Origin of the sequence: Sporosarcina quadrami (genome assembly GCF_014836615.1) — a bacterium.
GTDB lineage: Bacteria > Bacillota > Bacilli > Bacillales_A > Planococcaceae > Sporosarcina > Sporosarcina quadrami.
In genome coordinates this window covers 186,016-199,846 of sequence record NZ_JACSQN010000001.1, presented here as the reverse complement: position 1 = coordinate 199,846, position 13,831 = coordinate 186,016, and the positions used below count along the sequence as shown (strand labels likewise).

The 13,831-nt window shown below is 41.2% G+C and carries 13 protein-coding genes; 3 read left to right on the top strand and 10 right to left on the bottom strand.

Features of this window, described 5'->3' with window-relative positions; genetic code table 11:
* Nucleotides 1-4: 4 nt before the first annotated feature.
* Nucleotides 5-1,306 carry a DEAD/DEAH box helicase gene (locus tag H9649_RS00985; protein WP_191692779.1) on the bottom strand — a complete coding sequence of 434 codons (1,302 nt, stop codon included), beginning with the start codon at nucleotides 1,304-1,306 and terminating at the stop codon, nucleotides 5-7.
* A gap of 113 nt (nucleotides 1,307-1,419) precedes the next feature.
* Here H9649_RS00985 and vrrA point away from each other — a divergent pair, with 113 nt between their 5' ends.
* Both vrrA and H9649_RS00975 read left to right on the top strand, forming a co-directional pair.
* Complete coding sequence (vrrA, locus tag H9649_RS00980; protein WP_191692778.1) at nucleotides 1,420-1,860, top strand: VrrA/YqfQ family protein; 441 nt, start codon at nucleotides 1,420-1,422, stop codon at nucleotides 1,858-1,860.
* 68 nt (nucleotides 1,861-1,928) lie between these two features.
* Nucleotides 1,929-2,909, top strand: coding sequence for a 4-hydroxy-3-methylbut-2-enyl diphosphate reductase (locus H9649_RS00975; RefSeq protein ID WP_191692777.1), 981 nt, complete (start codon nucleotides 1,929-1,931; stop codon nucleotides 2,907-2,909).
* 48 nt (nucleotides 2,910-2,957) lie between these two features.
* On the opposite strand, the gene H9649_RS00970 is transcribed toward H9649_RS00975, so the two are convergent.
* From H9649_RS00970 to H9649_RS00930, 9 genes are all read right to left on the bottom strand, one after another.
* Nucleotides 2,958-4,079, bottom strand: coding sequence for a Nif3-like dinuclear metal center hexameric protein (locus tag H9649_RS00970; RefSeq protein ID WP_191692776.1), 1,122 nt, complete (start codon nucleotides 4,077-4,079; stop codon nucleotides 2,958-2,960).
* On the bottom strand, nucleotides 4,076-4,774 hold the full coding sequence (locus H9649_RS00965) for a tRNA (adenine(22)-N(1))-methyltransferase (RefSeq protein WP_191692775.1): 699 nt from the start codon (nucleotides 4,772-4,774) through the stop codon (nucleotides 4,076-4,078). Before H9649_RS00965 ends, H9649_RS00970 begins: the two co-directional genes overlap by 4 nt.
* Before the next feature lie 114 nt (nucleotides 4,775-4,888).
* Nucleotides 4,889-5,272, bottom strand: coding sequence for a c-type cytochrome (locus H9649_RS00960; RefSeq protein WP_191692774.1), 384 nt, complete (start codon nucleotides 5,270-5,272; stop codon nucleotides 4,889-4,891).
* A gap of 139 nt (nucleotides 5,273-5,411) precedes the next feature.
* The gene (locus H9649_RS00955; protein ID WP_191692773.1) at nucleotides 5,412-6,551 is read right to left on the bottom strand and encodes an acyl-CoA dehydrogenase family protein; all 1,140 of its coding nucleotides are present in this window, start codon (nucleotides 6,549-6,551) and stop codon (nucleotides 5,412-5,414) included.
* A 114-nt stretch (nucleotides 6,552-6,665) separates the two neighbouring features.
* Nucleotides 6,666-7,217: a hypothetical protein gene (locus tag H9649_RS00950; protein ID WP_191692772.1), complete on the bottom strand. Its 552-nt coding sequence runs from the start codon at nucleotides 7,215-7,217 to the stop codon at nucleotides 6,666-6,668.
* A 110-nt stretch (nucleotides 7,218-7,327) separates the two neighbouring features.
* Nucleotides 7,328-8,500 (bottom strand): RNA polymerase sigma factor RpoD, encoded by a 1,173-nt coding sequence (gene rpoD, locus H9649_RS00945; RefSeq protein ID WP_225229597.1) that lies wholly within the window; start codon nucleotides 8,498-8,500, stop codon nucleotides 7,328-7,330.
* A gap of 35 nt (nucleotides 8,501-8,535) precedes the next feature.
* Nucleotides 8,536-10,350 (bottom strand): DNA primase, encoded by a 1,815-nt coding sequence (gene dnaG, locus H9649_RS00940; RefSeq protein ID WP_191692771.1) that lies wholly within the window; start codon nucleotides 10,348-10,350, stop codon nucleotides 8,536-8,538.
* Nucleotides 10,351-10,553: 203 nt separating this feature from the next.
* Nucleotides 10,554-11,369, bottom strand: a complete 816-nt coding sequence (locus tag H9649_RS00935) for a pyruvate, water dikinase regulatory protein (RefSeq protein WP_191692770.1) — start codon at nucleotides 11,367-11,369, stop codon at nucleotides 10,554-10,556.
* A gap of 81 nt (nucleotides 11,370-11,450) precedes the next feature.
* On the bottom strand, nucleotides 11,451-12,080 hold the full coding sequence (locus H9649_RS00930; RefSeq protein WP_225229596.1) for a helix-turn-helix transcriptional regulator: 630 nt from the start codon (nucleotides 12,078-12,080) through the stop codon (nucleotides 11,451-11,453).
* 363 nt (nucleotides 12,081-12,443) lie between these two features.
* Here H9649_RS00930 and H9649_RS00925 point away from each other — a divergent pair, with 363 nt between their 5' ends.
* A complete protein-coding gene (locus H9649_RS00925) occupies nucleotides 12,444-13,823 on the top strand; it encodes a glycine--tRNA ligase (protein WP_191692768.1) in 1,380 nt (459 codons plus the stop codon).
* The last annotated feature ends 8 nt before the right edge of the window (nucleotides 13,824-13,831 follow it).

Here is a 13,831-nt window from a genome sequence, read left to right as displayed (position 1 = left end):
TTGATCATTTCCCATTTTTACGGTTCAGTCTCCTTTCCCTCTTTTTAAAGTTCTCGATATCTTTCGTCATTTTCTTTTTATAACCCGGTTTTACTTTATCAGGCTTTCGGATATATGAACTAGCTTTGCGATCTAATTCGTCGCTCTCTTTGACACGTTTTTTACGCGCATTCCGTTCTTTAACTTCCGTCCATTCACCGTTTTTAATATCTTCATGAACAAAGGGAATACCTAACTTTTCAATCTGTACGATTTTATCTTCCTCTGAAGGATCGTATAACGTAATTGCAATTCCTTCAAGACCTGCACGTGCTGTTCTTCCTACGCGGTGTATGAAGAATTCATTTTCTTCAGGAAGCTCATAGTTCACAACATGGCTTACACCAGGAATGTCTATACCGCGTGCCGCAAGATCTGTTGCAACGATGTACTGATATTCAAGATCGCGAATTTGCTTCATCATCCTTGTACGTTCACGCGCGTTTAATGCACCATGGATTCTTCCCGCTTTAATACCGTGACTGGCAAGATAATTAGCAACTTCATCCGTATTTTGCTTCGTATTCGTGAAAACAATTGCCAAATAAGGGTTTATCGCCTGTAAGACATGAAGTAATTTCTTTTTGCGATCCATACTACGAATTGGTACTAATGAATACTGCATCCCTTCAGTTAACGGCTTTTTATTGCCAATTTGTACATGAACCGGGCTATCCATATATTTAGAAAGGAATGGCTTCAGTTTTTCAGGAATAGTCGCTGAAAATACATACATTTCAAGATTATGCGGCATTTTAGAAGCGAATTGATCGATATCCTCGATGAATCCCATATCAAATGCCAGGTCCGCTTCATCAATGACGAGTATAGAAGCTGTGTGGATATTCAGCGCTTTCACTTCAGTCAGATCACGAATTCTCCCAGGTGTTCCGACAATTATATGAGGGTTGGATTTCAATTTGTCAATGGAACGTTGTTTGTCTGTTCCTCCGATTAGAATTGAACTGCGGAGCCCTGTATGTTCAATCATTTTATTGAGTTCTTCATAAAGTTGCGTTGCAAGCTCTCTTGTTGGTGCAGTAATGACCGCCTGTAATTCCTCTTTCTGCTCATCAAGACGTTCGACAATTGGAATGAGAAAACTATGGGACTTCCCTGTACCTGTATGGGCTTGACCGATTGCATTTGATCCTTTTAGGATTAATGGAATCATCTCTTTTTGAATAGGTGTCGGCTGTTCGAAACCTAACCGTTCAATCGCTTCGCGCAAAAACGGTTTAAAATTGTAATCTGTGAATTTAGACATTTTTTATGCCTCCTAACGTATTCCTATTGTAACATGATTCCGTTCCGCCGTATGCGATTTTCGCATAGTATATATTGTGAATGCTCACAATGACTAAAAGAAAGGGGTTTATGATGAGATACGAATCCTTCTATCCATTTTCGGGCAATCAGCCTCCTCCAGTCGCGATGAGACAGCCCATACAATACGGCTACTTGCCACAGCAATATGTCAATCCAGGCTTGGAACAGAGGCAGGCTTTTCCTATTGACCAAATGGCTAATCAGTATGGCGCGCCTGCTCAAGGACAGCAACAAGATGGTTCAAAGATGGAAATGTACATGCAGACAGCCAACCGATTTTTGAATACCGCTCAACAATTTGCACCGATTGTCCAACAAATGGCTCCTATGGTTCAAAACCTACCTGCAATGTGGAGACTGTATAAAGGTTTCCAATCACTCCCTTCTGCTGGAGCGGGAGTGGCGGCATCGGCAGCTACAGCACCAGGTGTGTCACAAGCAAGTTCACCACTTGGCCCATCTAATCCACGAATCTTCCAACCGCCCAACTAATAATTTTGAATCGGTTGCCAGACTCCGCTATAATGGATACAGATCCCTTTTGAGGAGTGTGGAGTTGAATGAAAGTGATGAAGATTTCCCCGCGCGGTTATTGTTACGGGGTTGTCGATGCAATGGTCATAGCAAGAAATGCAGCACTCGACAAAACATTGCCAAGACCTATTTATATACTCGGCATGATTGTTCATAATAAACATGTGACAGATGCTTTTGAAGAAGATGGCATCATTACATTGGACGGGGAAAACCGTTTGGAAATTCTGGAGAAGGTCGAGTCAGGTACGGTCATCTTCACTGCACACGGTGTCTCGCCTGAAGTGCGTGAACTGGCTAAGCGTAAAGGACTTGTCTCTATCGATGCCACTTGTCCTGACGTCACTGTGACACATGACTTAATTGAAGAGAAGACTTCTCAAGGTTACGACATTATCTACATTGGTAAGAAGCATCATCCAGAACCTGAAGGGGCTATTGGAGTCGCTCCTCATGCCGTTCATTTAATTGAAACGCTAGAAGATGTTGAAGGTCTTGAACTTTCCAATGAAAAATTACTGGTCACGAATCAGACGACGATGAGTCAATGGGATGTTGTGCACATTATGGAGGCATTAAAAGAGAAGTTTCCTCATATCGAAGTGCATAAAGAAATTTGCCTAGCAACGCAAGTACGTCAAGAAGCGGTCGCTGAACAAGCGGGCGAAGCAGATCTGCTTATCGTCGTCGGAGACCCTAAAAGCAATAACTCCAATCGGTTGACACAAGTATCGGTCGAGATTGCCAATACACCATCTTATCGAATTTCAGATGTTTCAGAGATTGATATCAGTTGGCTAGAAGGCGTCGAAACGGTGGCGGTCACTGCAGGAGCATCTACACCTACATTAATTGTTAGAGAAGTGATCAGCTTCTTGGATACGTTTGATCCAGCAGATCCCACGACCCATGTACCAGAAAGCACGTTCAAATTGGACCGAATTCTACCAAAGATTAAGAATCCCGAGCCAGTTAAACGCATTGAACCTTATCCTGTGAATGAATAAAAAAAGTTGTTCTGCCATCAATAGATGGCGGGACAACTTTTTTCTATCTTACATAATAAATCGAAACGGCTCAGTGTCAATAGCAGAACGGATGAACGTGACATCATAGCTCATATCATTGCACATATCCTCCAATTTTTTAGCAACACCTTCAATCATCACTTTCTCAACATGATGTCCTGGATCGACAATTCCTAGATCCATCATTTCCGCATCTTGTGCACTATGGAAATCCATGTCCCCAGTGACAAAGACATCCGCACCTTTTCGTTTTGCCGCGCGTATATACTTGCTGCCGCTTCCACCTAGAACAGCGACTTTGCGAACTCGCGTATTTAACTCTCCAACAACCCTAACAGCTGGCACATCAAAAGCTTTTTTAACAAATAATGCAAATTCTTCCAAAGTCATTTCATTATCCAACTTACCTACTCTACCAAGTCCAAACTCTTCTGTACGCTGGTCTAACACAAAAAAGTCATAAGCAGGCTCTTCATATGGATGGGACGCGAGCATTGCTTTTAACACTTTTTCTTTTAACGGTCCTGGCAACACCACTTCAATTCGCTCTTCTGAAACAGCTTCCTCGTTACCAACTTTGCCAATGAACGGTTCCGCACCCGCAATAGGCGTAAACCGACCAGTTCCAGTTGAACTGAAACTGCATCCTATATAATCTCCAATCGCGCCTGCACCTGCATGTGCTAGTGCAGCACGTAAGTTGTCCGCATGATCGACTGGACAAAATACTGCAAGTTTGTAAAGTGGGTCGGATAGCGTTGGTTCCATCACTTCCACTTGTTGTAGATGGAGACATTGTGCTAATAAATCGTTCACGCCTCCTGGAGCTACGTCCAAGTTTGTATGGGCCGCATAGACCGCAATATCGTGTTTGATGCATTTCTCGATTAGCCGACCTTGAGGTGTATCTGTCCAAATGTACTTCATCGGTCGAAAAATAGGAGGATGATGGGCGATGATCAAATTAGCTCCTTCACTTATTGCCTCATCAATGACTTTTTCATTGACATCTAATGTAATAAGAACTTTTTCAACTGGCCGGTTCAATTGTCCAATATGAAGACCTACTGGATCCCAATCTTCTGCAAACCGTTTGGGCGACCATTGTTCAAATAAAGAAATGATTTCATGGCCATTCACTTTTTTCACGTCGATAAAACCCTCCTGATTAACTCAATTTTCTTTTTCAGTTCCTGTTTTTTATTCGTAACATCTTCCGAATTACCCGCTTGCTCTAAAGAATCTGCAATTCGTTGCCACTCAGAGGATTCACGATTCCATTTATCTATAAATACAGTCGATTTATCAACCATTAAAATAGGTCCTACTAGCATTTGTAGTTCATCGTAAGTCGCTGTTCCTCTTTCGAGTACAATAATTTCATAAATTTTATTATCTTCTTCTAAAATTTGTTCGCCTACAACTTTCCATTCGTTATTAACAGCCCATTCACGAATTGAAGAAGCATGAATGTTCGGTTGTGTAATAATTTTTTTCACAGATGCCAATTCAGTTGATCCTGCGTCCAATATCGAAGCAATTAGCGGTCCACCCATTCCTGCGATAGTAACCGTGTCTATTTCATCAGTCGATTTAATTGCCGCCAAACCATTTGCCAACCGGACTTCGATCTTTTCTGACAGTCCTTTTTTTGCTACATTCCTTTTTGCGGACTCATAAGGGCCTTTCACTACTTCTCCGGCAATCGCTTTTTTCACTTTACCGTTACTGACTAAATAGCACGGCAAATAAGCATGGTCGCTTCCGATATCAGCTAAGATTGCACCTTGTTCAACAAATTCCGCCACTGCCGTCAGTCTTGCTGATAATTTATCATGATTCACTAAAGTTCCCGCCTTTCTATTCATCTAATTGTAATGGATAGACGTTTTCTTTTCCAGAAAACAAAAAACCATCGGAAAGGCAATTATTCTGCCATTTCCGATGGTTTTTATCTCTTATTTAAGTGAAAAGAGATACTCAGTCAATTCATCAATTTGCTCATCTGCAAGCTTGTCACCAAACGGAGGCATCATATCGCCTTTACCGTTTTTAATGAAGCCGTGGACCTCTTCTTCTGAGTCAGTCAAACCAACTAAGCTTGGTCCCATTCCTCCAGTTAGGTCACCACCATGACAGCCAATACATTGTCCTTGAACGAAGGTTTCAGGATCGAAATCTTCAGCTGCTGCTGAATCACCTTCTGTTTCTTCAGTCTTTCCATCTTCATCAGTTGCAGTAATCTCTTTTTTCTGGTCAAGACCGTAAAGTGACATGAAGAAAATAAGTCCTAATCCTAGCGCAAATATTAGGATATAAGGCACTACGGGATTGTTTTTCATTGAATTACCCTCCTTCACAAGGAAATATTCTGTAAATATATACAGTGCACATCTAATATTGTACTGTATCCGGCGAAAAACTGAAAGAGTTATCACTATACATTTTGCCCTTTGTGACAAATTAGACAAACTTTCTACATCAGCAGCCAATTTGGCGTGCAATGACCATGCGCTGTACTTCAGAAGTTCCTTCTCCAATTTCAAGAAGTTTCGCATCTCTCATATAACGCTCCACTTCGTATTCTTTCATATAGCCGTAGCCGCCATGAATCTGAATCGCTTCATCCGCGACTTCCATCGCAATTTCAGATGCGTATAATTTACACATCGCTGCTTCTTTTGTAAATGGACGACCCTGATCTTTCAGCCAAGCCGCCTTATAAACCATCGTCCGCGCCAATTCAATTTTCATCGCCATATCCGCTAATTTAAATTGAGTGATTTGGAATTCCGAAAGTGTCTTGCCGAACTGCTTACGCTCTTTAGAGTATTTTAGCGCACGATCAAAGGCCGCCTGAGCGATTCCTACAGCCATTGCGCCTATTCCAATGCGTCCACCATCAAGTGTGACTAAGAACTGTCTAAAGCCGTCCCCTTGCTTACCGAGCAGGTTTTCTTTAGGTACTCGTACGTTATCAAGTACTAGTTCAGTCGTATTGGAGGCATTCAGTCCCATTTTCTCATAATTGTCGATAATCGTAAATCCTTCGGCATCCGTTGGTACGATAATTGCACTGATCTCTTTCTTGCCATTTTCTGTACCTGTAATCGCAGTCAATGCCAAATGTTTCGCAAGACTAGCATTCGTAATATACACTTTAGATCCATTAATGACATAATCATCACCATCTTCAACTGCAGTCGTCTGTGTTCCTCCAGCATCTGAACCTGCATTAGGTTCTGTCAAACCGAAGGCACCGAATGATTCCCCCGTACAGATCGGTGCTAAATACTTTTGTTTCTGCTCTTCTGTCCCAAATAGATTTAAAGGAGCCCCGCCTAAAGATATATGTGCCGAGTATGTAATTCCCGTTGAAGCGCATCCCCTACTTAACTCTTCTGTGACAATTGCAAAACTAGTTGTATCCGCTCCACCACCACCATATTCTTCAGCGAAAGGTAGCCCCATCATTCCCATTTCCGATAGTTTTTTAAATATTTCTGTTGGAAACTGTTTTGTCCTGTCTCGCTCAATAGCCCCAGGCGCAACAACTTCATCTGAAAACTCCCGCATCATCTTTTTAATCATTTGTTGCTCATCTGTCAAATCAAAATTCATTTTCTTCATCCCCTTTAATTGTGAACGCTTACAATTCTATTATACAGAAAAATGCCCGACTATCAAAATCAATCTTGAGGAAGATTAACAGACGTCGGACATTCTCAAAAATTATTATATGGTTTTAATGAAGAAACCAATGATAAGTAGCAATCCTCCAGCTCCTGAAAGTGTAAAATAAATCAGTTTCAAAAGCCTTCCTGCTAAAAGCCAAAGCAAGCAGTTTAAGATTAATAGAACGACAAGCAAATAAGAGTGTTCCGCAAAAAACAAAAACCATATTTTCAATGATATAAGTAGCAGCATGAATGCCGAAATGATATACAAAAATGTGTTTAATCCAGATGCAGTCGCTTTACTAAAAATCGTTTTCGCCAATAACGTTACCGTGAATAATAGAGCGATCAAAAGCGTAACAACTGGATAAGCGGAAACAAAGAACATCGTCAATCCTATTCCAATTGTAAGCAACAGAAAAAATAGGATAGTCCGATTCATACTCTTTTTTTCTTTCACAAGAATTGCTTCAGAAATATTGACTTCACTATCTTCCTCGCCTTGCGTATACAACGTAATTAAAAAATCACAATAATGTTCTGGAAGCAGCTTATTACTTTTCCAATAATTAATTTCTGTCATAATTATTTTCTTGCGTTGCGCATTCATACAATTTCGCCCCTACTCTTTCTCAGTCAGGTAGATTCAGTTACTGTCTAGTTCACCGTATGCTCCTATTAAAAAAACATCGGCATAGTCCAACTGCCGATGCGTGCTGCTTATTCCAAAAAGTCTTTCAACCTTTTACTTCTTGAAGGATGTCTTAATTTGCGCAGTGCTTTCGCTTCGATTTGACGAATACGCTCGCGTGTGACGCCAAATACCTTACCTACTTCTTCAAGAGTTCTTGTCCTTCCGTCATCAAGACCAAAACGCAGACGCAAAACATTTTCTTCACGGTCTGTCAACGTATCCAACACATCTTCCAGCTGTTCTTTCAACAATTCGTATGCAGCATGATCAGAAGGAGACTGCGCTTCGGAATCTTCGATGAAATCGCCAAGATGAGAATCGTCCTCTTCACCAATAGGCGTTTCCAGTGACACAGGCTCTTGAGCAATTTTTAGTATTTCACGCACTTTTTCCGCTGTCAGTTCCATCTCTTCTCCAATTTCCTCAGGAGACGGTTCGCGACCGAGATCTTGAAGCAATTGACGTTGTACACGGATTAGTTTATTAATTGTTTCCACCATATGAACTGGAATACGGATTGTACGCGCTTGGTCAGCGATTGCACGCGTGATTGCTTGACGAATCCACCATGTTGCATACGTACTGAATTTAAAGCCTTTTGTATGATCGAATTTCTCAACAGCTTTGATTAGTCCCATATTTCCTTCTTGGATTAAGTCAAGAAACAGCATTCCACGTCCGACATATCGCTTTGCAATACTTACAACAAGACGTAAATTCGCTTCAGCAAGTCTCTTCTTAGCGTTTTCACCTTTCTCAACAAGGTCTAACAGCTCAGGAGAAGGTTTTTTCATATCAGCAAGTTTCTCTTCAGCAGCAACGCCTTCTTTTATACCAATCGCTAATTTGACTTCCTGATCGCCTGTTAACAGGTCAACTCGGCCGATTTCCTTCAAATACATACGCACAGGATCGTTGATTTTGACGCCAGGGGGAACACTTAAGTCATTCAAGTCAAACGTCTCTTCCTTAGCAGGTACTTCTTCATCGTCTTTACGTTCCATTTCAATACCTGCAGCTTCGATTTGATCAAGGAATTCCTCAAATTGTTCAGGTTCCATCTCAAAAGTGGATAGTTTTTCTGCCACTTCATCTTGAGATAACTCCCCTGCTTTCTTACCTGCTTCCAATAAGCTTGCTTTCATTTCGTCTAACGTCATTTCATTCTCCATTTCGCCGGATTGCTCTTTTTTAGTCATAATACCCGTTCCTCCTTAATTCACCGGAATACGGCTTACATTGCCGATAATGATTTCCGGAGCTGTATAATTTCCCTGGCCAGCTCCAGCGCCCGGGTATAATCTTTCATTTTTTCCGCTTCCTTAGATTCATGCATCATCATGTCGATTTTCAATGTTACGTGATGCTTTTTCAGATGATGGATGCAGTCATGTATTTCCTGTTCTGCAAAACCAGGATCCCTTTCAAGCATCGCCGCTTCCATGACGATTTTTCGAAGTTCACGGTCATCTATCGATTCTGCAAACCTGTGGAAATCAGGTGACTTGTGCTCTTCATAGAATGCAGCAAGCTTCACAAAAATCGTTACATATTCTTCCCGATTAAAAAGCTCCTGGTGCTCATCACGTATCCTGTCAAATAGATTTCCGTCATTCAGCAGATGACAAAGAAGAAACCTTTCAGCCCTTTCCACGCTGTTCGTTTTACGATTCCTTGCCAATTCAATTGGCTGAACAGCCTGGATACTTGGTTCAGTCGACTTTTCCTTCTGTGCAAGTTTGCCGATAATTTTGGTATGCTGTTCCTTAAGTGCTTCTGCAGATATCCCCGTTTCGGCATTCAATTGTCGAATCAGCAAATCTCTTTCAACAGGAGAGACTTTCGAAGCAAGCTCTTCCATAACTTCATGGATATATTGCAACACATCGTTCTCATGTGACAAATTCTTTGATCTTTTGTAATAGGCCAGTGTAAACGACATATAAGAATGAGGGCTCCCAATAATTTTAGTAGCAAATGCTTCGCCGCCATACGTCGAAATATAATCATCTGGATCTATCTTTTCCGGTAAAAGAGCTATTTGCGCATCCAGGCCTTTCTGATCTGCCAGTATGGCAAAACGCCTAGCCGCTTCCCAACCTGCATTATCACCATCACAACAAATGATCAGTTGATTAGCAATTCTCTTCAACTTCGTCAAATGGGTGTCAGACAAGGATGTGCCCATTACTGCGACACTATTCATGATGCCTGCTCTTTCTGCAGCAATTGTATCCATAAATCCTTCAAACAGTATTACTTTACCCGTTTTACGCACATTAAGACGTGCATTATGAAAATTATAGAGCAAACGACCCTTTTCAAAGATCGGTGTCTCGGGACTATTCAAATATTTCGCTTCGTCTTTTGAGTCCTTTATAATTCTTCCAGAGAAAGCAACGACATTTCCGCTATCATCATGTAAAGGGAACATGATCCGTCCACGGAATCTGTCGAAATATCCTGTTCCATCGTTTTTCATGATGCATAGTCCTGCCTGCTCCATCTCCTTCATATCGAATTTCTTTCTTTGTAATAGTTGGGACAGTACTTCACGATCATCGAGAGACCATCCTATACCATACTTTTCGATATGTTCACGCAAAAACCCTCTTTGTTCCAAATAACTTAATGCCTTTTCACCCTCTTCAGTATTCAGTAATAAATGACTATAGAAATTAGCCGCAAGTTTATGAGCTTCAATCATCGATTGGTTTTCGACTTTCCGAACGTTTGCAGAACCGCTATTCAGTTCAACACCCAATTCAATACCAGATCGATCTGCAAGTTTTGAGACCGCTTCTGTAAACGGATAGTTCTCAATATCCATAACAAAAGTTATTGCATTCCCACTCGCACCACAACCAAAACAATGAAATAACTGCTTGTCTTCCGAAACAGAAAAAGAAGGTGTGCTTTCACCATGGAAAGGGCATAGCCCAAACCAGTTCTTGCCTCTTCTTGTCAGTTGAACATATTCACCTATCAAGTCGACGATATCTGTCTTCGCTCTAACTTCTTCGATTGTCTCTTCGGGAATCTTCGTCATCCTATCACCATTCTTTTCATACATACTTGAATTCTAGATAGCTTTCAAAAATCCTTCTTATTCGACAAAATAATTTTATAACAATATTTGTCACCGCTAGTCCTTGAACACAAAACCGAACAGTCGGCGGCAATATACTATTGTACACAATCCCAAAAGAAGAACCAACCATTATTTACTGGAAGGCTCTTGTTTTTACTAGATTATACTTGCGGATTCGACAAGTCGCTTAAAATCAGGTTCGCTGTTTCTTCCACTGCCCGATTAGACACATTAATCACTTTACATCCTATTTTGTTAACGACTCTCTCAAAATGTTGTAACTCTTGCTCAATGCGGTCAATCTGAGCATAATTGGCATCGTCTTTTAACCCTAACGCTATCAGTCTCTCTTTCCGAATAGAGTTGAGTACGGTAGGAGAAATGACTAACCCAAAGCACTTTTTAGGATCGATTTGGAATAATTCTTCAGGAGGATCTACTTCAGGTACTAGGGGGACATTTGCCACTTTAAATCTCCGATGAGCCAAATATTGCGATAGAGGGGTCTTCGATGTCCTCGAAACGCCGACTAGTACTATATCTGCTTTTAGAACTCCCCTTGGATCACGTCCATCATCATATTTGACTGCAAATTCTATCGCTTCGATTTTTTTGAAGTAATCTTCGTCCAATTGACGAACCAGTCCTGGTTCTTCATACGGACTCTCATTAACAGTCTCGCCTATTGATTTCAACAGAGGACCAAGCAAATCTACACATTTAAGACCGTTTAATCCGCATTCTTCTTTTATTTTTGCACGCATAGAACTTTTTACTAATGTATAAACGACAATCGCTTCCTGTTGTTTTGCTAAAAACGCGATTTCCCTAAGTTGTGATTCGTCTTCGACATGAGAAAAGCGTTTTATCAAAACAGTTTCCAAGTCCTGTCTGAATTGGCTAGCTGCAGCTTTAGCAACAAGGTCGGCCGTCTCTCCTACAGAATCAGAAACAATGAACATTGTCAATTTCGTCATTGTATCACTCCTTTATACACAACTTCAACATGTAATTTCAATGAACGTCAAATAAGAATTTATGAACTAATTATGTAGCATTCAAAGATCATGTTCTTCTGCAAGTGAAAGGAAGGCAGCAGTAATGTTCGTTTTTGTAATGCGGCCGACGACTTCCATCCCTTCATTTTTGCTAATGACTACAGGAAGAGAGTCAATTTGATTATCCATCATTTTTTTCGCAACGTGAATGAGGGAATCCTGCTTTTTGCAATAAGTAATGTTTGGCATTCTTGTCATAATGACGTGTACTGGAATTTTATCCAGTTCGGTATTGCCTAAACTTGTGCGCAATAGATCCTTACGTGATAAAACACCAGTCAACTTTGATGATTTATCTACAACGAACAACGTGCCAACATCATCTAAAAACATTTGGCAAATCGCATCATAAACTGTCACGTTTTCATGTACTACTACTGGAATGGACTGAAAATCCCCGACCTTCATCCCAATCATGCCGTCAGCAATTGATTGGACCGGTTTTTTCCCCGAATAAAAATAGCCGACACGTGGTCTTGCATCCAAATACCCCGCCATAGTGAGAATCGCCAGATCAGGTCTAATTGTAGCTCTTGCCAGACTCAGTCTTTCTGCAATTTGCTCACCCGTGATTGGACCATCCATCTTAACAATTCCAAGGATCTCGGTCTGGCGCTTATTCAATTCCATATGAATCACCGCCCTAAACGTTCGATAATATATCCTCGATAAGTATAGCATTTAGCTACTACAATTCCTATCGGCATGGCTTCTTCTGTTTATTGGCCAGGCAATCTACTCCATCATTGCAGATAGTTTGGAACCATGCTACACTATTACTGAATTCAATAGGCGATGATGGGTCAATGAGTAATGCCACTTTAGCGAACGGGGATAGTGAAAGCCCGTACCGGCATGAAACGGCAACCTTGAGCCACTACTTTCAAGTGGGTTGTTTATACAACCAATCGGGGTGGAACCGCGGGTCATTACGCACTCGTCCCCGGACTTTATGTCCGGGGATGGGTGCTTATTTTAATTGGAGGGATTTACATGTTAACTATGGAACAGATTGTCAATTTATCGAAGCAGAGAGGGTTTGTTTTTCCGGGATCAGATATTTATGGCGGATTAGCGAACACTTGGGATTACGGTCCACTAGGCATCGCGCTTAAAAATAATATTAAGCGTGCATGGTGGCAAAAATTTGTTCAGGAGTCCCCTTATAACGAAGGACTCGATGCGGCTATCCTTATGAATCCAAAAGTTTGGGAAGCATCCGGTCATATCGGTAATTTTAATGATCCGATGATTGACTGTAAAAAATGTAAAACACGTCATCGTGCCGATAAACTGATTGAAGATGCGCTTGACGAAAAAGGAATGGAAGTCGTTGTAGACGGAATGCCATTTGAAAAGATGGAAGAACTGATTAACGAGCACAATATTGTCTGCCCTAATTGTGGTGCACTTGAATATACAAGTATTCGCCAATTTAACTTGATGTTTAAGACATCACAAGGTGTTACTGATTCATCAGCTAATGAAATTTTCTTACGTCCTGAAACAGCACAAGGAATCTTTGTGAACTTCAAGAACGTTCAACGGTCTATGCGTAAAAAGATGCCTTTCGGTATTGCCCAAATCGGTAAAAGTTTCCGGAACGAAATTACACCTGGTAACTTCACTTTCCGTACGCGGGAATTCGAACAGATGGAATTGGAATTCTTCTGTAAGCCTGGCGAAGATATGAAATGGTATGAGTACTGGAGAGACTTCTCTGAAAAGTGGTTGCATGACTTAGGCTTAACTGCAGGCAACATGAGACTTCGTGAACATAACGCTGATGAGCTATCCCACTATTCAAAAGGGACTGTAGATATCGAGTATAAATTCCCGTTTGGTTGGGGCGAACTTTGGGGTATTGCAAACCGTACAGATTTCGATCTAACGCGTCACATGGAACATTCCGGTGAAGACTTTATTTACCAAGATCCTATTACAAATGAAAAGTATGTCCCTTATTGCATAGAGCCTTCAGTCGGAGCAGACCGTGTAACATTAGCATTCCTTTGTGATGCAATTGTTGAAGAAGAACTTGAAGGGGACGACAAACGTACAGTTATGCGATTCCATCCTGCTTTAGCACCGATTAAAGCGGCTGTCTTGCCATTATCTAAGAAACTCGCTGAAGGCGCTGATGAAGTGTATGCAGAACTGCGTAAGCACTTCCCTGTTCAATATGATGATTCACAATCCATCGGACGCCGCTACCGTCGTCAGGATGAAATCGGTACTCCTTTCTGTATCACGTATGATTTCGATTCAGAAGAAGACCGTCAAGTAACAGTGAGACATCGCGACTCAATGGAACAGATTCGCATGCCGATTGCAGATGTCCGTTCGTATATCGAAAAACACCTTGCATTTTAATGAACAAA